At 67.3% G+C, this 21,079-nt stretch carries 19 protein-coding genes; 14 read left to right on the top strand and 5 right to left on the bottom strand.

What is annotated here, in order from left to right:
• Positions 1 to 75 precede the first annotated feature (75 nt).
• Positions 76 to 1,128 carry a transporter gene (locus NWF24_RS06235; protein WP_093077234.1) on the bottom strand — a complete coding sequence of 351 codons (1,053 nt, stop codon included), beginning with the start codon at positions 1,126 to 1,128 and terminating at the stop codon, positions 76 to 78.
• A gap of 9 nt (positions 1,129 to 1,137) precedes the next feature.
• A complete protein-coding gene (locus NWF24_RS06240) occupies positions 1,138 to 2,769 on the bottom strand; it encodes an inorganic phosphate transporter (protein WP_258353432.1) in 1,632 nt (543 codons plus the stop codon).
• Positions 2,770 to 2,914: 145 nt separating this feature from the next.
• On the opposite strand from NWF24_RS06240, the gene ppk2 reads away from it, so the two are divergent.
• Both ppk2 and NWF24_RS06250 read left to right on the top strand, forming a co-directional pair.
• The gene (ppk2, locus tag NWF24_RS06245; protein ID WP_258353433.1) at positions 2,915 to 3,841 is read left to right on the top strand and encodes a polyphosphate kinase 2; all 927 of its coding nucleotides are present in this window, start codon (positions 2,915 to 2,917) and stop codon (positions 3,839 to 3,841) included.
• Between the two features lie 77 nt (positions 3,842 to 3,918).
• Positions 3,919 to 4,971, top strand: a complete 1,053-nt coding sequence (locus tag NWF24_RS06250; protein WP_258353434.1) for an extracellular catalytic domain type 1 short-chain-length polyhydroxyalkanoate depolymerase — start codon at positions 3,919 to 3,921, stop codon at positions 4,969 to 4,971.
• 15 nt (positions 4,972 to 4,986) lie between these two features.
• On the opposite strand, the gene NWF24_RS06255 is transcribed toward NWF24_RS06250, so the two are convergent.
• Complete coding sequence (locus NWF24_RS06255) at positions 4,987 to 5,916, bottom strand: AraC family transcriptional regulator (RefSeq protein ID WP_258353435.1); 930 nt, start codon at positions 5,914 to 5,916, stop codon at positions 4,987 to 4,989.
• Positions 5,917 to 6,041: 125 nt separating this feature from the next.
• On the opposite strand from NWF24_RS06255, the gene NWF24_RS06260 reads away from it, so the two are divergent.
• The 9 genes from NWF24_RS06260 to NWF24_RS06300 all read left to right on the top strand — a co-directional run bounded on the left by NWF24_RS06260 (position 6,042) and on the right by NWF24_RS06300 (position 15,632).
• Positions 6,042 to 6,428 carry a nuclear transport factor 2 family protein gene (locus tag NWF24_RS06260; RefSeq protein WP_258353436.1) on the top strand — a complete coding sequence of 129 codons (387 nt, stop codon included), beginning with the start codon at positions 6,042 to 6,044 and terminating at the stop codon, positions 6,426 to 6,428.
• A 64-nt stretch (positions 6,429 to 6,492) separates the two neighbouring features.
• The gene (locus NWF24_RS06265; protein ID WP_258353437.1) at positions 6,493 to 7,950 is read left to right on the top strand and encodes an MFS transporter; all 1,458 of its coding nucleotides are present in this window, start codon (positions 6,493 to 6,495) and stop codon (positions 7,948 to 7,950) included.
• Positions 7,951 to 8,001: 51 nt separating this feature from the next.
• The gene (locus NWF24_RS06270; RefSeq protein ID WP_258353438.1) at positions 8,002 to 8,328 is read left to right on the top strand and encodes a nucleotide pyrophosphohydrolase; all 327 of its coding nucleotides are present in this window, start codon (positions 8,002 to 8,004) and stop codon (positions 8,326 to 8,328) included.
• 117 nt (positions 8,329 to 8,445) lie between these two features.
• Positions 8,446 to 9,714, top strand: a complete 1,269-nt coding sequence (gene urtA, locus NWF24_RS06275; RefSeq protein WP_093058616.1) for an urea ABC transporter substrate-binding protein — start codon at positions 8,446 to 8,448, stop codon at positions 9,712 to 9,714.
• A gap of 193 nt (positions 9,715 to 9,907) precedes the next feature.
• A complete protein-coding gene (urtB, locus tag NWF24_RS06280; protein WP_258353439.1) occupies positions 9,908 to 11,455 on the top strand; it encodes an urea ABC transporter permease subunit UrtB in 1,548 nt (515 codons plus the stop codon).
• A complete protein-coding gene (gene urtC / locus NWF24_RS06285) occupies positions 11,452 to 12,672 on the top strand; it encodes an urea ABC transporter permease subunit UrtC (RefSeq protein ID WP_258353440.1) in 1,221 nt (406 codons plus the stop codon). Before urtB ends, urtC begins: the two co-directional genes overlap by 4 nt.
• Positions 12,669 to 13,547: an urea ABC transporter ATP-binding protein UrtD gene (urtD, locus tag NWF24_RS06290; protein ID WP_258353441.1), complete on the top strand. Its 879-nt coding sequence runs from the start codon at positions 12,669 to 12,671 to the stop codon at positions 13,545 to 13,547. Before urtC ends, urtD begins: the two co-directional genes overlap by 4 nt.
• Positions 13,548 to 13,559: 12 nt before the next feature.
• Positions 13,560 to 14,252 carry an urea ABC transporter ATP-binding subunit UrtE gene (gene urtE, locus NWF24_RS06295; protein WP_015866784.1) on the top strand — a complete coding sequence of 231 codons (693 nt, stop codon included), beginning with the start codon at positions 13,560 to 13,562 and terminating at the stop codon, positions 14,250 to 14,252.
• A gap of 132 nt (positions 14,253 to 14,384) precedes the next feature.
• Positions 14,385 to 15,632, top strand: coding sequence for an MFS transporter (locus NWF24_RS06300; protein ID WP_093178114.1), 1,248 nt, complete (start codon positions 14,385 to 14,387; stop codon positions 15,630 to 15,632).
• Here NWF24_RS06300 and NWF24_RS06305 read toward each other — a convergent pair.
• Positions 15,622 to 16,302 carry an anti-sigma factor family protein gene (locus tag NWF24_RS06305; protein WP_258353442.1) on the bottom strand — a complete coding sequence of 227 codons (681 nt, stop codon included), beginning with the start codon at positions 16,300 to 16,302 and terminating at the stop codon, positions 15,622 to 15,624. The two genes, NWF24_RS06300 and NWF24_RS06305, sit on opposite strands and share 11 nt — an antisense overlap.
• Positions 16,289 to 16,870: a sigma-70 family RNA polymerase sigma factor gene (locus NWF24_RS06310; protein WP_258353443.1), complete on the bottom strand. Its 582-nt coding sequence runs from the start codon at positions 16,868 to 16,870 to the stop codon at positions 16,289 to 16,291. Before NWF24_RS06310 ends, NWF24_RS06305 begins: the two co-directional genes overlap by 14 nt.
• Before the next feature lie 157 nt (positions 16,871 to 17,027).
• Between NWF24_RS06310 and NWF24_RS06315 the strand changes: the two genes are divergently transcribed.
• The 3 genes from NWF24_RS06315 to NWF24_RS06325 all read left to right on the top strand — a co-directional run bounded on the left by NWF24_RS06315 (position 17,028) and on the right by NWF24_RS06325 (position 21,006).
• Positions 17,028 to 18,284 (top strand): YVTN family beta-propeller repeat protein, encoded by a 1,257-nt coding sequence (locus tag NWF24_RS06315; protein ID WP_258353444.1) that lies wholly within the window; start codon positions 17,028 to 17,030, stop codon positions 18,282 to 18,284.
• Between the two features lie 75 nt (positions 18,285 to 18,359).
• On the top strand, positions 18,360 to 19,913 hold the full coding sequence (locus NWF24_RS06320; protein WP_258353445.1) for an alkaline phosphatase D family protein: 1,554 nt from the start codon (positions 18,360 to 18,362) through the stop codon (positions 19,911 to 19,913).
• Positions 19,914 to 19,995: 82 nt separating this feature from the next.
• On the top strand, positions 19,996 to 21,006 hold the full coding sequence (locus NWF24_RS06325) for an aldo/keto reductase (protein ID WP_093058623.1): 1,011 nt from the start codon (positions 19,996 to 19,998) through the stop codon (positions 21,004 to 21,006).
• Positions 21,007 to 21,079 lie beyond the last annotated feature (73 nt).

A 21,079-nucleotide genomic window follows, 5' to 3' on the forward strand; every position in this document is an offset into this window, starting at 1 on the left:
AACATCGATGCGGGCGCATGGATGCTGCGCAAGATGCTATTAAATAAATAGCATTACTGCGCCGCTGCATGCGGCTCAGCGCTTCTTGCGAAAAGCCGCCCAGGCCGCCACCGCGGTGAAGCTTGCGACGATTGCCACCACGATCCAGAAGCCGTGCTTGTGGTCGGCCAGCGGAATGCCGCCCACGTTCATGCCGAACAGGCCGGCCAGGATGTTGATCGGCAGCGCCAGCACCGTGACCACCGTCAGCACGAACAGGCTGCGGTTGTTGTCCTCGTTCACGTTGGCGGCAATTTCTTCTTGCAGCAGCTTGATGCGCTCCTGCAGCGCCTGCATGTCGCGCAGCACCACCGAGAACTCCTCGGTCGAGCCGCGCAGCGCCTGTGCGTCGGGCTCGGCCATCCAGGCGGGAGGCCCCTGCAGCAGGCGGAACAGCGCGGCAGGCTCGGGCGCCAGCAGCCGCTGCAGCCGCACCAGCAGCCGGCGCAACACGCCGAGTCGCGCGCGCTTGTGGTCGAGGCGGCCGGCCAGCAGTTCGTCTTCGATGCGGTCGATGCGCGAGGTGACGCCGCGCACGATCTTCACCAGCACGTCGGCCTGCGCGCGTAGCAGGTGTTCGAGCAGCTCGGTGCTCGAGCGCGGCGCGTCGCCCGCCTTCACGGCCGTGCGCAGCGTGTCGACCGAGCGCAGCGGCTTGGTGCGCGCCGTGACCACGAGGCGCGGGCCCACGCTGATCCACAGCGTGGAGATGTCCGAGGGCTCGAAGCTGAACTCGAAGTGCACATCGTTGATGACGGCGATCAGCGAGTCGTCTGCGCGTTCGATGCGCGTGGAGGGCAGGCCTTCGTGCAGCGTCTCGTAGAAGGTGTCCGGGAGGTTCGCGTGCCGCACCAGCCAGCGCTCGGCATGCGCGTGGCTCAGGTTGAAGTGCAGCCAGACGTAGGAGGGGTTCTCTTCGCCGCTGCCTTCATCGCCCTTGTCGCGTTGTTCGACCAGCCAAGCCGCCGCCTGCGCGGAATCGATGACCCGCGCGGGCTCGGGTGCGGAGGCGTCGAACAGGTAGCCGGAGATCAGTCCGGCTTCGTCGCCTCCGTAAGACTGGGAGGCGAGGTCATGAAATGCCGACAAGATGCGTGATCAGAAAATACGGGTGAACAACCAGTAGAGCGACCCCGACAGCAGCATTGCCACCGGCAGTGTCAGCACCCAGGCCAGCGCGAGGTTGCGCAGCGTGGACATCTGCAGGCCCGAGCCGCTGGCTGTCATGGTGCCGGCCACGCCGGAGGACAGCACGTGCGTGGTCGACACGGGCAGCCCGTACATGTCGGCCGCGCCGATAGTGATCATCGCCACCACCTCGGCCGAGGCACCTTGTGCGTAGCTCAGGTGCGTCTTGCCGATCTTCTCGCCCACGGTGACCACGATGCGCTTCCAGCCGATCATCGTGCCCAGGCCCAGCGCGATGGCCACCGCGACCTTGACCCACAGCGGGATGAAGCGCGTGGCGCTGTCCAGCTCCTGGCGGAACGTGTTGATGCGCAGCTTCGTCTCGTCGTCGAACTTGGCCGCGCCGCTCTTGTCGAGGTGGCGGATGGCTTCGGAGGCCAGGTACATGTCATTGCGAACGTTGGCGACGGCATCCGCGGGAACGCCGGCCAGCGAGCCGTGCTCGCGCACCTGCCGTCCGATGCTGCCGGCGGTCGCGGCCAGCGCCGGCACCACCGAAGGACTGAACTCGCGGGTGCGCACATAAGTGGAGAGCGTGTCGCGCGCCGCGGCGGGCTCCAGCGCGGGCAGCGAGGTCGGCACGCTGCGGTTCAGCGCGTTCTGCGCCATCTCGGCCACGGCCACGAACTTGACGGTCTCGTTGGCGGGCATCGCGCGGTTCAGCGCATAGGCCATGGGCACCGTGCCCACGAGGATCAGCATGATCAGCCCCATGCCCTTCTGTCCGTCGTTGGAGCCGTGCGCGAACGACACGCCCGTGCAGGTCAGGATCAGCAGGCCGCGGATCCACCACGGCGGTGGCTCGGCGCCCTTGGGTTCTTCATACAGTGCGCGGTTCTTCACGAAGGCCCGCAGCGCCAGCAGCAGCAGGGCTGCGCAGCCGAAGCCGACCATCGGCGACAGCAGCAGCGAGTAGCCCACCTTGGTGGCCTGCGCCCAGTCGACACCGCTGGTGCCGTCGCGGCCGTGCATCAGCGCATTGGCCACGCCCACGCCGATGATCGAGCCGATCAGCGTATGCGACGAAGAAGCCGGCAGCCCCAGCCACCACGTGCCCAGGTTCCAGATGATGGCGGCGATCAACAGCGCGAACACCATCGCAAAGCCGGCGCCCGAACCCACTTGAAGAATGAGCTCCACCGGCAGCAGCGCGATGATGCCGAAGGCCACCGCGCCGCTGGACACCAGCACGCCCAGGAAGTTGAAGAAGCCTGACCACACCACAGCGAAGTTGGGCGGCAGCGAATGGGTATAGATGACGGTCGCCACGGCGTTGGCCGTGTCATGGAAGCCGTTGACGAACTCGAAGCCCAGCGCAATCAGTAGCGCCACGCCAAGAAGCATGTAGGGCACCCAGGTGGTGACGGGCGCTCCGGACGAGGTGACATCGCCCACCAGGCTCCAGGCGGTGAAGAGCAGACCGGCGGCCAGCAGACCCACGAAGGTGATCAGCGTGAGCGGACCGGGCTTGGCATCGAGTTTGGGCCGTTGCGCGGCGGGCGCGGACGGCAGCTCGGCATGCGGGGCTGCAAGCGTGTTCATGGGCGTTTCTGGGGTGTTGGAATAGCTGCAGATGGTGTTCGCGGCGTGTGACAACTCCGTGTCAACGGGCTCAAAACCGTCACGCAGCCGTCATATGAGGCGAGCAGCATGCTTTTTCCTGCCCTTTCACTCCTTCTGCCCCACCATGCTGACGAGCGCACTTCCCGACCACGAAGACCTGATGCAACGCATCGCCCGCGACCTGATCGACAGCTACGACGAAGAGCTCGAGCTGGAGATCGAAGACCGCAACATCGACGGCCTCGACCCCGCCTCGGCAACGCCGACCTCCGCCGACAAGGCGGCCCGCCAGGCCTACTTCAAGGAGCTGTTCCGCCTGCAGGGCGAGCTCGTCAAGCTGCAGGACTGGGTGCAGCACAGCAAGCAGAAAGTCGTCATCCTGTTCGAAGGCCGCGACGCGGCGGGCAAGGGCGGCGTCATCAAGCGCATCACCCAGCGCCTGAATCCGCGCGTGGCTCGCGTGGCCGCGCTGCCGGCACCCAACGACCGCGAACGCACGCAGTGGTACTTTCAGCGCTATGCCGCGCACCTGCCGGCAGCCGGCGAAATGGTGCTGTTCGACCGCAGCTGGTACAACCGCGCCGGCGTCGAGCGCGTGATGGGCTTCTGCACCGACGAAGAGTACGAAGAGTTCTTCCGCACCGTGCCCGAGTTCGAGAAGATGCTCGTGCGCTCGGGCATCAAGCTCATCAAATACTGGTTCTCCATCACCGACGACGAGCAGCACATGCGCTTCCTCGGTCGCATCCACGATCCGCTCAAGCAGTGGAAGCTCAGCCCGATGGACCTCGAAAGCCGCCGCCGCTGGGAGGAATACACCAAGGCGAAGGAAATCATGCTGGAGCGCACCCACATCCCCGAGGCGCCGTGGTGGGTGGTGCAGGCGGTCGACAAGAAGAAGGCGCGGCTGAACTGCATCAGCCACCTGCTGGGCCAGATGCCGTACCAGGAAGTGGCGCATCCGCCGGTCGAGTTGCCCGCGCGCGTGCGGCACGACGACTACCTTCGTCAGCCTGTTCCCGCGAGCATGGTCGTTCCGGAAATCTACTGATGCGCGCCGGGGCGGGAAGGCCGCCCCTTATTTGGTGTTGTTAGGCCAGTCGGCGCTTTGCGTTCACACTGCGCGCCATGGCCCGTTCTTCCACCGCTTCTGTCTTTGCCCGCGCCTACGAGCGCAACCTGCGCGCGCTCACCAAGGCAACGCTGAGCAACAGCAAGCGCATCGCGGGTCAGGTCCAGCGCGCCACCGCCAAGCGGCTCAAGCCGCCGCCCGGCAAGGGCGACTGGCTCAGCGGCATGGCGATGGGCCCCGGCGGTGCGCGCGGCTATCACCTGTTCCGGCCGGCCGGGTTGCAGCTGAAGCCGGGCGAGCGGCTGCCGCTCATGGTCATGCTGCACGGCTGCGGGCAGACCGGGCGCGACTTTGCCGCGAGCACGCGCATGAACGCGCTGGCCGTGCGCCAGCGCTTCCTGGTGCTCTATCTCGAGCAAGACCGGATCGCCCATCCGCAGGGCTGCTGGAACTGGTACGAGCGCCGCTCCGGCAAGGCCGACGCCGAAGCCGCGACATTGATGGCCGCCATCGATCAGGCCTGCATGCTTTACCCGGCGGACCGCGATCGCGTGGCGCTGGCGGGGCTCTCGGCTGGCGCGAGCATGGCAGCCTTGCTGGCCACGCGCTACCCCAACCGCTTCCGCGCCGTCGTCATGCATTCGGGCGTGGCGCCCGGCGCGGCGAAATCACCGGCTACGGCCCTCGGCGCGATGCGCGGGCAGAACGTGCCGCCGATGCCTTCCACGGCGGTCGGCAAGGCGATGGGCGCCGCGGCTGTCTTCGCCACTTTGCCGCCGATGCTGGTGCTGCATGGCGATGCCGACGCTGTGGTCGCGCCGAGCAATGCAGTCAACAGCGCCGCGGTGTGGGCAACTGCGGTGGGCGCGAAGCCCGGGCTGCCGCGCGACATGCAGCGCGGCAAGCGCCGTGCGAGCCGCGTGACCGACTTCAAGCGCAAGGGCCGCACGCTCGTCACGCTGTGCGAGATCGCGGGGCTGGGCCATTCGTGGAGCGGCGGCGCATCGAAGCTGCTGTTCAGCGACCCCGAGGGGCCCGACGCGACGCGCATGACCTGGGCCTTTGCGGCCGCGCAGTTCAAGGCAGCCGAAGGCTCGAAGAAGGTCTGAAGAGAAAAAGGGCCGCTATGCAGCGACAGCGCCTTCGCGCGTCGCCACCCGCCACGCTCCGGGCGCCATCCCTTTCTCGCGCTTGAAGGCCTTGCTGAACGCCGCCTCCGATTCGTAGCCCACCGCCCCGGCGATCGCGCCCAGGGCCGCGTGGCCTTGCCCCAGCATGTTGCCGGCCTTGAACATGCGCCACTGCGTGAGGTACTCCAGCGGCGCCTGTCCCACCCGCTCGCGAAAACGCTGCGCGAAGGCCGAGCGCGACAGGCTCGCGACGGAAGCAAGAGCCTCCACCGTCCAGTCGCGCGCGATGTCCTTGTGCATCGCGCGCAGGGCCGGGCCAATGCGCGCGTCGGCCAGCGCGGCCAGCCAGCCCGTTTGCGATTCGCCGTTGGCCGCGACGTGCGCGCGCACGGCTTGCACGAACACGATGTCGGCCAGCCGGCTCACCAGCAGGCTGGAGCCCAGGCCCGGCTCGCCGGTTTCCATGGCCAGCAGTTGCAGCGTGCCTTGCAGCGCAAGGGCGCGGGCCTGCTCCATCTTCACGTGCAGCAGCACCGGCAGCAGATCGAGCAGCGGCCGCGCAGCGCGCTGGTCGAAGTGGAACCAGCCGCAGATCACCGAGGCCGCCGTGCCCGTGCCGCCAAGCTCCACCAGTCCGCCGATGCGGTCGCGCACGACCGAGGCGCAGCTCACAGTCGGCGTGTTCGGATGGTCGCGCAGGATGTAGGGCGTGCCGTGCGCCAGCACATAGCAGTCGCCTGCTGCCAGCGCCACCGGCTGTGCCATGCCCTCGATCTCCAGCAGGCAGCCGCCGCGCACCACCAGCCCGAAGCGCGCGCTCTCGCCGCCCGCCAGGCTCACTCCCCAGGGCGCGCCGGCTTCGAGCCGGGCATACAGGGCGCTGCGCACGCGCATGGCGGCAAAGACGTCGTCGAGCGGGTCCATGAAGACTCCTGTGGCAGTGGACGAATGGACAAGATTGTCGGCTTTTCAGGCATTCACTGTCCACGTGGCGAGGCAGAAACTGCGGCTTCACTCTTCCCACATGCAAGAAGCAGCAGGAGCAGACCATGAACGCCAGAACCGATTTCGCCGAACTCGCCGACCGCTACGTCGCCGTCTGGAACGAACCCGATGCCGACGCCCGCCGCGCCGCCATCGCCAGCCTCTGGGTGCCCGACGGCGAGCACTACGTGCGCACGCTGCAGGCCAAGGGCTACGAGGCGCTGCAGCAGCGCGTTACCGGCTCGCACGAGAAGAACGTGCGCGACGCCGGCTTCCGCTTCGTCTCCGCGGGCGACGCCCAGTTCCTGCACGACGCGGTGATGTTCCATTGGCACATGGTCCCGGCCGCCGGTGGCCCGGTGGCCGCAGTCGGGCTGGAGTTCCTGGTGCTGGCCGAAGACGGCCGCATCGCCACGGACTACCAGTTCATCCTGCCGACGCCCGCCGTCTGAACCCTGGCGATGACCTCCGGGGTCATTGCCGCCGTATCGCTTGCTCCCAACACTCGAGCCCATCATGACGCAGTCAAACATCGTTGCTTCTGCAGCATCCCTTTCTTCCACAGGCAGTCAGAGCGCGGGCGCGACGAAGCCCGGGCGGCTGGGCCTGTGGGTCATGCTCAGCGGCACCTTCCTGGTGGTGCTGGACTTCTTCATCGTCAACGTCGCGCTGCCATCGATGCAGCGCGAGCTGCTGGCGAGCGCGGGCACCCTGCAACTGGTGGTGGCCGGCTATGGCCTGGCCACCGCCGCGGGCCTGATCACCGGCGGCCGGCTCGGCGACCTGTTCGGGCGCCGCCGCATGTTCATGCTGGGCCTGCTGCTGTTCACGCTGGCTTCAGCCGCCTGCGGCTTTGCGCCGAACGCCGAACTGCTGGTGGCGGCGCGCGTGCTGCAGGGGCTGGCCGGCGCGCTGCTGCAGCCACAGGTGCTGGCGATGATCGGCCTGGCCTACACCGGCGAAGACCGGGCGCGTGCCTTTGCGGCGTACGGACTCACGCTGGGGCTCGGAGCCACGCTCGGGCAACTGGTTGGCGGCTTGCTGATTCACGCCGACCTGGCGGGTCTCGGCTGGCGCAGTTGCTTCCTCATCAACGTGCCGATCGGCCTGCTGGCATTGATGCTTGCACCGCGCGTCATTCCGCCGCTGGCGAACAGCGGCAACAGCAAGCTCGACCTGGCCGGCATGCTGCTGGTGGCCGCGGGTTCGGTGGCCGTGGTGCTGCCGCTGGTGGAAGGCCGCGAACAGGGCTGGCCACTGTGGAGCTGGGTGTGCCTTGCGGCGGCGCTGCCGCTGCTCGCAGCCTTTGCATATCAACAGCGCTGGCTCGCTGCACGCGGCGGTGCGCCGCTCGTGGCACCTGCGCTGTTGGCCAATGGCCGCTTCGTCACAGGCCTGTTCACCACGCTGGCCTTCTATGTGGGCAACGCCTCGCTGTACTTCGTGCTTGCGCTATATCTGCAGCAAGGCCTGGCGCTCGATGCGCTCACCTCGGGCATCGTCTTCACGTCGCTGGCGGTCGGCTTCTTCGCGACGTCGATGGCGGGCGCGCGCCTGGCACGCCGCTTCGGCGGCAAGCCACCCATCGCGCTCGGTGCGCTGGTGCTGGCCGCGGGGCATGCACTGCAGTTCGTCAATGTGGCCGGGTGGGCCGGGCATTCGCACGTCGTGGCGTGGATGGTGCCGCTGCTGCTGGTGCAGGGCGCGGGGCTCGGCATGGTGATGGCGCCGCTGGTGTCCACCGTGCTGGCCGGGCTGCCGCCGCAGCATGCGGGCGTGGCCTCGGGCGTGCTGTCGATGGTGCAGCAGGCGAGCAATGCGCTGGGCGTGGCGTTGATCGGCATCCTCTTCTACGGGCGGCTGGGCGAGGCGACGGACATGGCCGGCTATTCGGGAGCGTTCGGTGTCGCGCTGCTGTACCTGATGATGTCGGCCCTGGTGGTGGCTGTGCTCCATCGGCGTGGGAGCCGGTAGGCCTGAGGGAGGGTGGCCGTGCCAAACTCCTGACCGCACAACAGGAGCGACATGGTCACCGATCTGCAACAACTGATTCAGGCGCTGCGCGACTTCGCGCAAGCCCGCAACTGGGAGCAGTTCCACTCCCCCAAGAACCTCGCCTCGGCCCTCTCGGTCGAGGCTGCCGAGCTGCTCGAACACTTCCAGTGGCTCACCGAAGCGCAGAGCCGCTCGCTGCCGGCCGACAAGCGCGCCGAGATCGGCACGGAGATCGCCGATGTCTTTCTCTACCTGCTGCAGCTCGCCGACAAGCTCGGCATCGACGTGATCGAGGCGGCCAGAAGCAAGATGCTGGTCAACGCGCAGAAGTACCCCGCGCCGCCACCACCCGCCTGAATACCTTCCGTGTACGCCACCCGGCGTATTTCCCCTTCCTGGTGCATTCCGCAGACTCCCTCCCACGCCAGCAAAGCGCTGGCGACAAGGTTCAACCAACCCGGAGCAGGAGTCCACATGCAACGTCGTTTCACACTCAAGGCGCTCACCGCCGCCGTCGCGCTGGCCAGCATTTCTGCTGCGCCCGCTTTCGCTGCCGACACCATCAAGGTCGGCGTGCTGCACTCGCTGTCGGGCACGATGGCCATTTCGGAAACCGTGCTGAAAGACACGGTGCTGATGGCCATCGACGACATCAACAAGAAGGGCGGCGTGCTGGGCAAGCAGCTCGAGCCCGTGGTGGTCGACCCGGCCTCCAACTGGCCCCTGTTCGCCGAAAAGACCAAGCAGCTGCTCGGCCAGGACAAGGTCTCGGTGATCTTCGGCTGCTGGACCTCGGTGTCGCGCAAGTCGGTGCTGCCGGTGGTCGAGGAAATGAACGGCCTGCTGTTCTACCCGGTGCAGTACGAGGGTGAAGAGCTCTCGAAGAACGTGTTCTACACGGGCGCTGCGCCCAACCAGCAAGCCATTCCGGCCGTCGACTACCTGATGAGCAAGGAAGGCGGCGGCGCCAAGCGCTGGGTGCTGCTGGGCACCGACTACGTGTACCCCCGCACCACCAACAAGATCCTGCGCGCCTACCTCAAGAGCAAGGGCGTGAAGGACACCGACATCGACGAGAAGTACACCCCCTTCGGCCACAGCGACTACCAGACCATCGTTGCCGACATCAAGAAGTTCTCGGCCGGCGGCAAGACGGCAGTGGTGTCGACCATCAACGGCGACTCCAACGTGCCCTTCTACAAGGAACTCGGCAACGCCGGCCTGAAGGCCAAGGATGTGCCTGTGGTTGCTTTCTCGGTGGGTGAAGAAGAACTGCGCGGCGTGGACACCAAGCCGCTGGTCGGCCACCTGGCCGCATGGAACTACTTCATGTCGATCAAGAACCCGACCAACACGGCGTTCATCAAGCAGTGGAGCGACTACGCCAAGGCCAAGAACATCGCCGGCCACAAGGACAAGCCGCTCACCAACGATCCGATGGAAGCCACCTGGATCGGCATCCACATGTGGAAGCAGGCGGTCGAGAAGGCCAAGTCGACCGACACCGACAAGGTGATCGCCGCCATGGCCGGCCAGACCTTCACGGCGCCCTCGGGCATCGTCTCGAAGATGGACGAGAAGAACCATCACCTGCACAAGAGCGTGTTCATCGGCGAGATCAAGGCCGATGGCCAGTTCAACGTGGTGTGGAAGACGCCGGGTCCTGTGAAGGCCAAGCCGTGGAGCCCGTACATCGAAGGCAACGACAAGAAGCCTGACTACCCGGCTGGCAAGTCGATGTAAGTCTTCGACAGGTCCCTTGCCTTGCTCCCTCTCCCCTCGGGGAGAGGGCGGGGGTGAGGGCAACGGCGGTCGATCTGGCCGCCGCGTTTGTTGGAAGGCCGCAAGCCCTCACCCCAACCCTCTCCCCCAGGGGAGAGGGGGCAACACGAAACTCATGATGCTTCGACGAACCCTTCACTGCGCACTCGCCGCCATGCTCCTCATGGCATCGGCCGCCCATGCGCTGACCGCCGACGAAGCCCGGGCCATCGCCTCCGGCGAATCCGAAGCCCGCATCGCCGCGCTCAACAAGGCCGTGCTCACGGCCGATGACAAGACCGCCGCCTTCATCCAGGCCATGTCCGACGACGCGGTCAAGTACACCGAAGACAGGGTCTTCGTGATGAAGGACGACAAAGGCTACGACCCCGTCACCGGCGCCGAGCTGAAGGTGCCCGACACCGCCGAAGACGTCGTCAACAACAACCTCATGCGCGGTGCGCTCGATGCCGCGCAGGCCGCGCTCAAGCTCACGAGCAAGGACGACGCGGTGCGCGCCGAAGCCGCGCAAGCGCTCTTCAAGGAGCCCGACGAATCGCGCGTGCCCATGGTCGAGAAGGCGCTGGCCGCCGAGACCAACCCCAAGATCAAGGCGCAGCTCGAGCTGGTGCGCGCCGCCAGCATGCTCAACAGCGCCGACAAGGCCAAGCGCCTCATCGCCGCCAAGGAGCTGGGCAACAACCGCAACCCCGACACCAAGCTGCTGCTCAACCAGCGCCTGGCCGACGAAACCGAAGCGGACGTCAAGGCCGCCATCGTCGCGTCCATTGCCAGCATCGACGGCGCGCTGGTCTGGGGCGACCGCATCAACGCCGTGTTCAGCGGCATCAGCCTGGGCTCGGTGCTGCTGCTGGCCGCGCTCGGCCTGGCCATCACCTACGGGCTGATGGGCGTGATCAACATGGCGCACGGCGAGCTGATGATGATCGGCGCCTACGCCACCTACGTGATGCAGGGCATCTTCCAGAAGTACGTGCCCGAGGCGGCCTTCGGCTTGTACCTCGTGGCTGCCATTCCGGTCTCGTTCCTCGCGTCGGCGCTCGTGGGTGCGGTGCTGGAGCGCGGCGTGATCCGCTTCCTGTACGGCCGCCCGCTCGAAACGCTGCTCGCCACCTGGGGCATCAGCCTGATGCTGCAGCAGCTCGTGCGCACGCTGTTCGGCGCGCAGAACGTCGGCGTCGAAAACCCCGGCTGGATGAGCGGCGGCTTCACCATGCTGAGCAACGTCACGCTGCCGTGGAACCGCATCTGCATCATCATCTTCGCCGCGCTGGTATTGCTTGCGATGGGATGGCTCATCGGCCGCACGCGCCTTGGCCTCTTCGTGCGCGGCGTCACGCAGAACCGGCCGATCGCCTCGTGCATGGGCGTGAACACGGCGCGCATCGACACCTACGCCTTCGCGCTCGGCTCCGGCATCGCGGGCCTTGCGGGCTGCGCGCTGAGCCAGATCGGCAACGTCGGCCCCGACCTGGGCCAGAGCTACATCGTCGACAGCTTCATGGTGGTCGTGATGGGCGGCGTCGGCCAGCTTGCGGGCACCGTGTACGCGGCGCTGGGGCTGGGCATTCTCAACAAGTTCATCGAAGGCTGGGCGGGCGCGGTGCTCGCGAAGATCGCGGTGCTTGTCTTCATCATCATCTTCATCCAGAAGCGGCCACAAGGCATCTTCGCAATGAAAGGCCGGAGCGCTGAGGCATGAGCAAGGTCGTACTTCCAACCAAGGGGCCGCTGCTGAGCGGCAAGGGCTGGACGGCCTTCTTCGTCGCGCTGATCGTGGTGTGCGCCGTGGCGCCCGTGCTCAACATCTGGGTGCCGGTCGACAGCCCGCTGCACATGAGCGACTACGCCGTGGCGCTGGTCGGCAAGATCATGTGCTACGCCATCTGCGCGCTGGCCATGGACCTGATCTGGGGCTACACCGGCATCCTCTCGCTGGGCCATGGCCTGTTCTTCGCGCTCGGCGGCTACATGATGGGCATGTACCTCATGCGCCAGATCGGCCGCGACGGCAACTACAAGAGCGACCTGCCCGACTTCATGGTGTTCCTCGACTGGAAGACGCTGCCATGGCACTGGACCTTCAGCGACAGCTTCATCGCCACGCTGATACTGATCGTGGCGGTGCCGGGCCTCATCGCCTTCGTGTTCGGCTTCTTCGCCTTCCGCTCGCGCATCAAGGGCGTGTACTTCTCGATCATCACGCAGGCCATGACGTTCGCGGCCATGCTGCTGTTCTTCCGCAACGAGACGGGCTTCGGCGGCAACAACGGCTTCACGGACTTCAAGCGCATTCTGAACATTCCGATCGCCACGCAGGAAATGCGCATGACGCTGTTCGCGCTCACCGGCGCCACGCTGCTGGGCTTCTTCCTGTTCGCGAAGTGGCTCATCGGCAGCAAATTCGGCCGCGTGCTGCAGGCCATTCGCGATGCAGAAACGCGCGTGATGTTCTCGGGCTACAACCCGCTGCCGTACAAGCTCACCATCTGGGTCATCTCCGCCATCATGTGCGGCGTGGCTGGCGCGCTGTACGTGCCGCAGGTCGGCATCATCAACCCGGGCGAGATGAGCGCTGCCAACTCCATCGAGATCGCCATCTGGGCCGCCGTGGGCGGACGCGCGACGCTGATCGGCCCCATCATCGGCGCCTTCATCGTCAATGGCGCGAAGAGCTGGCTCACCGTGGCCTACCCCGAGTACTGGCTGTACTTCCTGGGTGCCCTATTCATTGCTGTCACGCTGTTCCTGCCGAACGGCATCGTAGGGTTGGTGCGCAAGTGGGTGTCGAGGGAGAAGAAGCCGGTGTCGCCCGAGCCCGTGCAGGACGCTGCACGGCGCTCGGTTGCGGTGGAGCAGGGCGTCGAGCCCGATGCGCTTGCCTCGCTGCCCGTGGACGCGAAGGGAGCACGCGCATGACGCCCGACCTGATGGAAGCCGGCGCCGAGCGCGCCGCACGCGCCAGCGGCATTCACTACGCGAGCGGCAGCACCGAATCGGGCGGCCGCGCCGCAGACTTCGGCCGCCACGTCATGCCGGGCGAAGTCGACGTCACGCATGGCCGCATCCTCTACCTCGAAGACGTCAGCGTGAGCTTCGACGGCTTCAAGGCCATCAACAAGCTGTCGCTCGACATCGCGCCGGGCGAGCTGCGCTGCATCATCGGCCCCAACGGCGCGGGCAAGACCACGATGATGGACATCATCACCGGCAAGACCCGGCCCGATTCGGGCACCGTGTTCTTCGGCAGCACCATCGACCTGCTGCGCCACCGCGAAGCCGACATCGCGCAACTGGGCATCGGCCGCAAGTTCCAGAAGCCGACAGTGTTCGAGCACCTGACCGTGTTCGAGAACCTCGAGCTCGCACTGAAGACCAACAAGGGCGTGCGCGCCTCGATGCTCTTCAGGCTCGACTCGGCGCAAAGCGACCGCCTGGCCGAGGTGCTGGAAACCATCCACCTCGCCGACAGCGTGTCGCGCCTGGCCGGCAACCTGAGCCATGGCCAGAAGCAGTGGCTCGAAATCGGCATGCTGCTGATGCAAGACCCGAAGCTGCTGCTGCTCGACGAGCCCGTCGCAGGCATGACCGATGAAGAAACCGCTCGCACCGCCGAGCTGTTCCTCACGCTCAAGGGCAAGCATTCGCTGATGGTGGTGGAGCACGACATGAGCTTCATCCGCACCATCTCCGAGATCGTCACCGTGCTGTGCGACGGCTCCGTGCTGGCGCAAGGCACGCTGGACGAAGTGCAGGCAGATGAACGCGTGATCGAGGTCTATCTGGGCCGCTGAGGAACCGAACCCATGCTGACAGTCAAGAACATCCACCAGTACTACGGCGGCTCCCACATCCTCAGAGACGTGAGCTTCGAGGCAACGCTCGGCAAGGTCACGGTATTGCTGGGCCGCAACGGCGTAGGCAAGACCACGCTGCTGAAGTCGCTCATGGGCCTGGTGCCCATCAAGAGCGGCAGCATCGAACTCGAAGGCAAGCCCATCCACAAGGCCACGCCTTACGACAGGGCAAGAGCCGGCATCGGCTTCGTCCCGCAGGGCCGCGAGATCTTCGCGCGGCTCACGGTCGAAGAAAACCTGCGCATGGGCCTGGCCTACAAGAGCGGCAGCACACCCATTCCGTCGGAGCTGTTCGACCTGTTCCCCGTGCTCAAGCAAATGATCAACAGAAGAGGTGGCGACCTCTCCGGCGGGCAGCAGCAGCAGCTTGCGATCGCCCGGGCCCTTGCGCCCAAGCCCAAGCTGCTGATCCTCGACGAGCCTACCGAGGGCATCCAGCCCAGCATCATCAAGGACATCGGCCGCGTCATCCGCATGCTGGCCGACCGCGGCGACATGGCCATCGTGCTGTGCGAGCAGTACTACGACTTCGCCCAGGAACTGGCCGACGACTACCTCGTGATGGAGCGCGGCGAAGTCATTGCCCGCGGCCTCGGCAAGGACATGGAAGCGCAGGGCGTGCGGCAGCTCGTCGCCATCTGAACCCCTGGGGCAGGGCTTCGAAGCCCTGCCAGTACAAGGCCTTGGGCAACTGCGTATCGGCGGAAATTCAGGGTTTACCCTAAAATCCGGCTTCTGCCCGCGGCCGCCGGGCACCTTCCCAGGAGCCTGGCCTTGAACGCCTCCCCACCCGCGCTGGACAGCGCGGACACCGACATTTCCGTTTCTTCTTCTCCCGCCGCGCCCGTCAACTTCCTGCGCGCGGTGCTCGCACTCGGCGTCGGCGGCTTTGCCATCGGCACCGGCGAATTCGTCATCATGGGCCTGCTGCCCGAGGTGGCGAAGGACATCGATGTCAGCATTCCCCAGGCCGGCCACGTCATCAGCGCCTACGCGCTTGGCGTGGTCATCGGCGCGCCCGTGCTCGCTGTGCTGGCCGCAGGCTGGCGCCGACGCGCGCTGCTGATCGCGCTCATGGCCGTGTTCGCGGCCGGCAACTTCGCCAGCGCGGCGGCCCCCAACTATTTGCTGCTGAACCTGCTGCGCTTTGCCACAGGCCTGCCTCATGGCACCTACTTCGGCGTGGCCGCGCTCGTGGCCGCCACGCTCGCGCCACCGGGGCGCCGCGCGCGGGCCGTGGGGCTCGTCATGCTGGGGCTCACCGGCGCCACGCTGGTCGGCGTGCCCATCGCTGCGTGGCTGGGCCAGATCTTCGGCTGGCGTGCCGCCTTCGTGTTCGTCGGAGTGATCGCGCTGGTGGCCATCGCGCTGCTGCGCCGCGACATCCCCGACCTCGCCGCGCCCGCAGGCGCCAGCCCGTGGCGCGAACTCGGCGCGCTCAAGCGCAAGCAGGTGTGGTTCACGCTCGGCATCGGTGCCATCGGCTTCGGCGGCATGTTCTCGGTGTTCAGCTACATCAAGCCCACGCTCATCGAAGTGGCCGGCATGCCCATGGGCGGCGTGCCCTTTGTGCTGGCGCTGTTCGGCCTGGGCATGGTCACCGGCAACCTCGTGGGGTCGCGCCTGGCCGACAAGTCGCTCATGCGCACTATCGGCGGACTGCTGGTCTATGCGGCGCTGGTGCTCGCGATGTTCACCTTCGCGGCGCACAACGTCTTTACAGCGGCGTTCAACGTGTTCCTCATCGGCACCACCGTCGCCATCGGCCCGGCGCTGCAGATCCGCCTGATGGACGTGGCCGGCGATGCGCAGACGCTCGCCGCCGCGCTCAACCACTCGGCCTTCAACATGGCCAACGCGCTCGGTGCGTGGCTCGGTGGCGTGGCCATTGCCGCGGGTCTGGGCTGGACCTCGACCGGCTGGGTCGGCGCTTTGCTGGCGCTGGCGGGCATGGGCGTGTTCGGCTGGGCGATTGCGAGCGCGCGCGCCGAAGCGCGCCGGCCCGAAACGGTTACTTGCTGAGGGTCGTCGCGCCCTCGGGCGTGCCGCGTTCGCGCAGCAGCGACGCGAAGCGGCGAAGCTCCGCCGCATTCAGGTCCGACACTGCCCACGCCTGCATGCCGCCCTGGGCCCAGCGCGCCAGCTGGTAGCCCTGGCGCGTGGAGAACACAGGGCCCTGTGCCTTCGCATCAGCCGCCGGCCAGACGAACACATTGATCACATGCGGCCCCGAGCGATACACCAGTGCCGCAACCGTGCGCCCATCGAGGTAGTCGAGCCGCCCGCCAGTCAACGGAAAGCCTTCCGCAGCCAGGTCGATCACCGGCGGTGAAAAGTCGAGTTTGCCGGCGAACCACGGCTTCACCGTGTGCTGGTCGGACGAAGCCACGTCGGCCAGGTGCGAGGCCATCAGCGAGCGCACGTGGTTGGCGGTGACGGCCTCGGCGAGCGCGTCCTTCGGCGGCACCGGCGTCGCGAGCAGCATCAGCGCAAGGCCCCAGGCCGTCGCCGCGCCCGTGCCGAACCACGCCAGGCCCTGCCACAGGCTACGGCGAGGCCGCACTGGCGCGGGTGCGACCACCGCTTCGGTGCGCACCGCCTGTCCGATGCACTCGGCCAGCCCATCCGGCGGCGTGTGCCGCACCGCGTGACGCCGGATCAGCGTTCCCAGTTCTTCTTCAGACATTGACATGGTGGATCTTTCCTCCAGCGTCGCCAGCGGGCCGTTCGTCGCGCAGGCTGTCGCGCAGCAAGGCCCGCGCGCGCGACAGCCGCGACATCACCGTGCCCAGCGGCACGCCGGCGATGCGCGCGATGTCCTCGTAGCGCATCTCTTCGAGTTCGCGCAGCACGATCACTTCACGGTACACCGGCGGCAGCGCGTCGATGGCGGCATTGATGCGCTCGCCCTGTGCGCGCTGCTCCCATTGCCGGGCCGGATCGCCTGCTTGCGTTGAAGAGTGGCCCTCCACGGCCTCGCTGTCGCGCATCTCGTCGAACTCGACCTGATCTGCCAACTGCCGGTTCTGCCGCATCCAGTCGTAGCAGGCATTGCGCACGATGCCCAGCAGCCATGGCCGCGCGCTCTCGCCGCGCAGCCCGTCGAAAAACCGGAACGCACGCAGGTACGCCTCCTGCACCGCATCGTCGGCCAGTTGGTCGTCGCGCAACAACCAGCGCGCAAGATTCCACGCCGCATCGAGATGCGGCAGCGCTGCGGCTTCGAACTGGCGTGTGCGATCGGTCGTCAACAGGCTCAATGGACTCCTTCTTCCTGCATGACGGAGTGGCCTGGCGCCTTATTCCATCTTCTCCATCTTTTTTCAACGACCCACGTGGAATAAGCAGGGCACGCCATGCGTCATGCCCTGTGCGGATTCTGCTTGCTTCCGTTCAATTCCCCAGGAGGTTTTCACCATGCTCGCCATTCCCGGTTTCGCACGCATCCTCGTACTGCTCTCGGCCCTGGCCGCCTCGGCCGCTCCCGCCCTGGCCGCCGGGCCCAAGGCCTACGTCGGCAACTTCAAGGACAGCACCGTCAGCGTGATCGACACCGGCACCGAGCGCGTCGTCGCCACCGTGCCGGTGGCGGCCGGGCCGGACGGCATCATGGTCGCGCCGGGCGGGCGAAGCGTGTTCGTCAGCGGCTCCAGTGCTTCGACCGTGAGCGAGATCGACGCTTCAACTGACCGCGTTGCGCGCAACATCGACGTCGGCAAAGGCCCGCAAGGTTTGGCCATGACGGCGGACGGCAAGTGGCTGCTGGTGGCCGTCAACGGCGACGACCGCGTGGCCTTCGTCGACACCACGGCCCATGGCGTGAGCGCCACCGTGCCGGTGCCCAAGCCGCACACCATCGCCATCCGGCCCGACGGGCGTCAGGCCTACGTCGCGTCGCAGGAGCCCGGCCATTTCGCGCTGGTCGTGATCGACATGGCTACCCGCAGCGTGGTCACCGAGATCCCGCTCGACAAGCCACCGCGCGACCTGGAGTTCGGCCACGACGGCAAGGCGCTTTACCTCACGCTGGCCGGCGTGCCCGCGGTGCAGGTGCTCGACCCCGCCACCAACCAGTGGAGCGCGCCGGTTCCCACGGGCGTGTCGCCGCACATCGCCCAGCACTTCGCCGGAATGGCCAGCGGCGTGGTGGTAGTGCAGGGCCCGGGCGAAGTCATGCTGTTCGACCCGGCCACGCGCGCTGCGGTGCGCAGCATCGGCGTGGGCAAGCAGCCGCACTGGCTCGATCTGTCGGCGGACGGCAAGAAGCTGTGGGTCAGCAACGAAGGCTCGAACGATGTCAGCGTGGTCGATCTCGCGGGCGGACCGGTGCACACGGTGGCGGTGGGCAATGCGCCGCGCAAGGTCGCGGTGCAGCGAGTCGCGGCGACCGAGGCCGCGCACGCCGGTGGCTCCAGCCACGTGGCTATCCGCAACTTCGCCTTCGAGCCCGCGCAGATCACCGTCAAGGCCGGCGAGCGCGTGACCTGGCAGAACGACGACGGCGCGCCGCACGGCGTGGTCTTCAAGGACGGCTCGACGGGCATCGACCTGCTGCTGCCCGGCAAGGCTTTCGTCCGCAGCTTCGACAAGCCGGGCGTGTACGACTACGTCTGTTCGGTGCACCCGTACATGACGGCGCGGGTCACCGTGGTGGCGGCGCAGCCCCGGTCGTGACCGGCTTCCCGATTGACAGGAGCGAGTGAACCGGACGACATTGCAGCGGATGATCAATGCAGATATCGCGTGTAGATGACGGTGGAAAAACTCTCGCGCCGACGCCTGCTGTGCAGCGGGCTGGCGGCCGCTTCGCTGGGCCATCCCTTCCTCAGGCTGAATGCGCAACCGGCGTCGCGCGAGTTGTTGTTCACGCTGGGCGTGGCCTCGGGCACACCACGCCCCGACGGCTTCGTGCTCTGGACGAGGCTGGCGCCCGAGCCCTTGCAAGGCGGCGGCATGGGCGATGCGCCGGTCGAGGTGCGCTGGGAGGTCGCGGACGACGACAGCTTCAGACGCGTCGTGGCCAAGGGCGCGGCCACCGCGACGGCTGAACTCGCGCATTCGGTGCACGTCGAGGTGCAAGGCCTGTCGCCGGGCCGCCCGTACTGGTACCGCTTCACGGCCGGCGGCGCGCGCAGCCCCGTCGGCCGCACGCGCACCGCACCTGCCGACACCGACGAAGCCTCGCAACCACTGCGCTTCGCGTTCGCGTCCTGCCAGCACTACGAACAGGGCTACTACGCCGCCTACCGCGACATGGCTGCGCAGCCGCTCGACTTTGTCGTGCACCTGGGCGACTACATCTACGAGAGCTCCCGTACTTCGCATCAGGTGCGGCGTCACGAGGGCGGCATCCCCACGCAACTGCCCCAGTTCCGCGACCGCTACGCGCTCTACAAGACCGACCCGCAGCTGCAGGCCGCACACGCCGCCTTCCCCTGGCTCGTGACCTGGGACGACCACGAGGTGGCCAACGACTACACCAATGACGTGTCGCCACGCACCATCGACCCCGCGCAGTTCCTCGCGATCCGCGCGGCCGCCTACCAGGCCTGGTACGAGCACATGCCCGTGCCCACCAGCATGCGCCCGCGCGGCGCCGATGCCACCATCTACGGCCGCCATCGCTTCGGTCGCATGCTCGACGTGCTGCTGACCGACGGGCGCCAGTACCGCTCGCACCACGCCTGCCTCGCGGGCCGCAGCGCCTCGCCGCTGGCCGATTGCCCTGACCGGCTCGCCCCCGAGCGCAGCTTCTTCGGCGCGGCGCAGGAGGCATGGCTCGCGCGCGAGCTTGCCGCGCCACCCGCGCGCTGGACCGTGCTCGCGCAGCCCACGCTGCTCGCCGAGGCCGACCGCAAGCGCGGCCCTGAGCACGGCTACTGGATGGACGGCTGGGACGGTTACGTCGCGGCCCGCGCGCGCCTGCTCGACGGCCTGGCCGCGCACAAGTCGCGCGGCGGCAACGCGCTGGTCGTCAGCGGCGACGTGCACGCCTTCTGGGCCGCCGACCTGCGGCGCGAGGCGCAGCAAGGGCCGGTGGTGGCCACCGAGTTCGTCGGCGGCGCCATTACCTCCGAAGGGCCGGGCGCCGCCAGCGTGGCGAACATGCTCGCGAAGAACCCGCACCTGCGCTACGGCCGGGCCGACAAGCGCGGCTATGCGCTGATGACGCTCGACGCGCGCGGCTGCGCGGTCGAGTTCCGCGCGGTGGACGACGAAAAGGCGGCCGATTCGCCGGTCGGCCCCATGGCCTGCTTCTCGGTCGAGCGCGGCGCGCCCGGCGTGCACGCCGAAAGCACCTGAAACGGCCACTCGCCTGCAGGATTACGCGGCCGTGTCTATGATGGCCGCCGCCCTTTCCTCACCCTCGCAGAGCGAAAACACCATGAGCATTCCCACCACCCGTCTCGGCCGCACGGGCCTCACCGTGTCCCGCCTCGCCCTCGGCACCATGACCTTCGGCCTGCAGACCGACGAGACGGTATCGCACCAGATCCTCGACAAGGCTGCCGAAGGCGGCATCAACTTCCTCGACACCGCCGACGTGTACCCGCTCGGCGGCACCGTCGAAACCACCGGCCGCACCGAAGAAATCATCGGCCGCTGGCTGCAGAAGCAGGGCCCCACGGGCCGCCGCCGTTTCGTCGTCGCCACCAAGGCGGTCGGCAAGGTCGGCCCCAACAGCTGGGACCAGGGCGCGTCGCGCAAGCACCTGCTGGACGCCATCGACGCCTCGCTCAAGCGGCTGCAGACCGACCACGTCGATCTGTACCAGCTGCACAGCGACGACCGCGAGACGCCGCTCGAAGAAAGCCTGGAGGCGCTCGACGTCATCGTGAAGTCGGGGCGAGCGCGCTACATCGGCGTGTCGAACTTCCTGGCCTATCGCTTGGCGCGCGCGCTGGGCAAGGCCGAGCTGCACAAGCTCACGCGGTACGTGTCGGTGCAGCCGCGCTACAGCCTGCTGTTCCGCGAGATCGAACGCGAGCTGCTGCCGCTGGTTGGCGAGGAAGGGCTGGGCGTGATTCCCTACAACCCGCTGGCAGGCGGCCTGCTGACCGGCAAGTACAAGCCGGGAGCGAAGCCGGAAGAGAACACCCGCTTCACGCTCGGCACCGCGGGCAACATGTACCAGGACCGCTACTGGAACGAGCGCAGCTTCAACACTGTGACGCAGCTGCACAAGCTGGCGGACGAGGCCGGTGTTCCGCTGGCGACATTGGCCGTGGCGTGGGTGATGGCGAATCCGCTGATCACCGCGCCGCTGCTCGGCGCGAGCCGGCCCGACCAGCTCGACGCGACGCTGGCTGCCGCCGAGTACAAGCTCGATCCGGCGCTCAAGCAGAAGCTCGACGAGCTGACCGCCGAGTACCGCAAGGGCGACGCCCCGCGCTGACAACCTGAAACTGTCAGAACTGTCAGTTAACCGACAGCGAGGGGTTTGATGAGGGTGCCTAGAGTGCCCTCAT

Source organism: Variovorax paradoxus (assembly GCF_024734665.1).
Classification (GTDB): Bacteria; Pseudomonadota; Gammaproteobacteria; order Burkholderiales; family Burkholderiaceae_C; genus Variovorax.

What these genes read in the sequence shown, in the direction of transcription:
- NWF24_RS06240 (WP_258353432.1), bottom strand. Translation starts at nt 2,769, where the DNA reads ATGAACACGCTTGCAGCCCCGCATGCCGAGCTGCCGTCCGCGCCCGCC.
- ppk2 (WP_258353433.1), top strand. Translation starts at nt 2,915, where the DNA reads ATGCTGACGAGCGCACTTCCCGACCACGAAGACCTGATGCAACGCATC.
- NWF24_RS06250 (WP_258353434.1), top strand. Translation starts at nt 3,919, where the DNA reads ATGGCCCGTTCTTCCACCGCTTCTGTCTTTGCCCGCGCCTACGAGCGC.
- NWF24_RS06255 (WP_258353435.1), bottom strand. Translation starts at nt 5,916, where the DNA reads ATGGACCCGCTCGACGACGTCTTTGCCGCCATGCGCGTGCGCAGCGCC.
- NWF24_RS06260 (WP_258353436.1), top strand. Translation starts at nt 6,042, where the DNA reads ATGAACGCCAGAACCGATTTCGCCGAACTCGCCGACCGCTACGTCGCC.
- NWF24_RS06265 (WP_258353437.1), top strand. Translation starts at nt 6,493, where the DNA reads ATGACGCAGTCAAACATCGTTGCTTCTGCAGCATCCCTTTCTTCCACA.
- NWF24_RS06270 (WP_258353438.1), top strand. Translation starts at nt 8,002, where the DNA reads ATGGTCACCGATCTGCAACAACTGATTCAGGCGCTGCGCGACTTCGCG.
- urtA (WP_093058616.1), top strand. Translation starts at nt 8,446, where the DNA reads ATGCAACGTCGTTTCACACTCAAGGCGCTCACCGCCGCCGTCGCGCTG.
- urtB (WP_258353439.1), top strand. Translation starts at nt 9,908, where the DNA reads ATGCTCCTCATGGCATCGGCCGCCCATGCGCTGACCGCCGACGAAGCC.
- urtC (WP_258353440.1), top strand. Translation starts at nt 11,452, where the DNA reads ATGAGCAAGGTCGTACTTCCAACCAAGGGGCCGCTGCTGAGCGGCAAG.
- urtD (WP_258353441.1), top strand. Translation starts at nt 12,669, where the DNA reads ATGACGCCCGACCTGATGGAAGCCGGCGCCGAGCGCGCCGCACGCGCC.
- urtE (WP_015866784.1), top strand. Translation starts at nt 13,560, where the DNA reads ATGCTGACAGTCAAGAACATCCACCAGTACTACGGCGGCTCCCACATC.
- NWF24_RS06305 (WP_258353442.1), bottom strand. Translation starts at nt 16,302, where the DNA reads ATGTCAATGTCTGAAGAAGAACTGGGAACGCTGATCCGGCGTCACGCG.
- NWF24_RS06315 (WP_258353444.1), top strand. Translation starts at nt 17,028, where the DNA reads ATGCTCGCCATTCCCGGTTTCGCACGCATCCTCGTACTGCTCTCGGCC.
- NWF24_RS06320 (WP_258353445.1), top strand. Translation starts at nt 18,360, where the DNA reads ATGACGGTGGAAAAACTCTCGCGCCGACGCCTGCTGTGCAGCGGGCTG.
- NWF24_RS06325 (WP_093058623.1), top strand. Translation starts at nt 19,996, where the DNA reads ATGAGCATTCCCACCACCCGTCTCGGCCGCACGGGCCTCACCGTGTCC.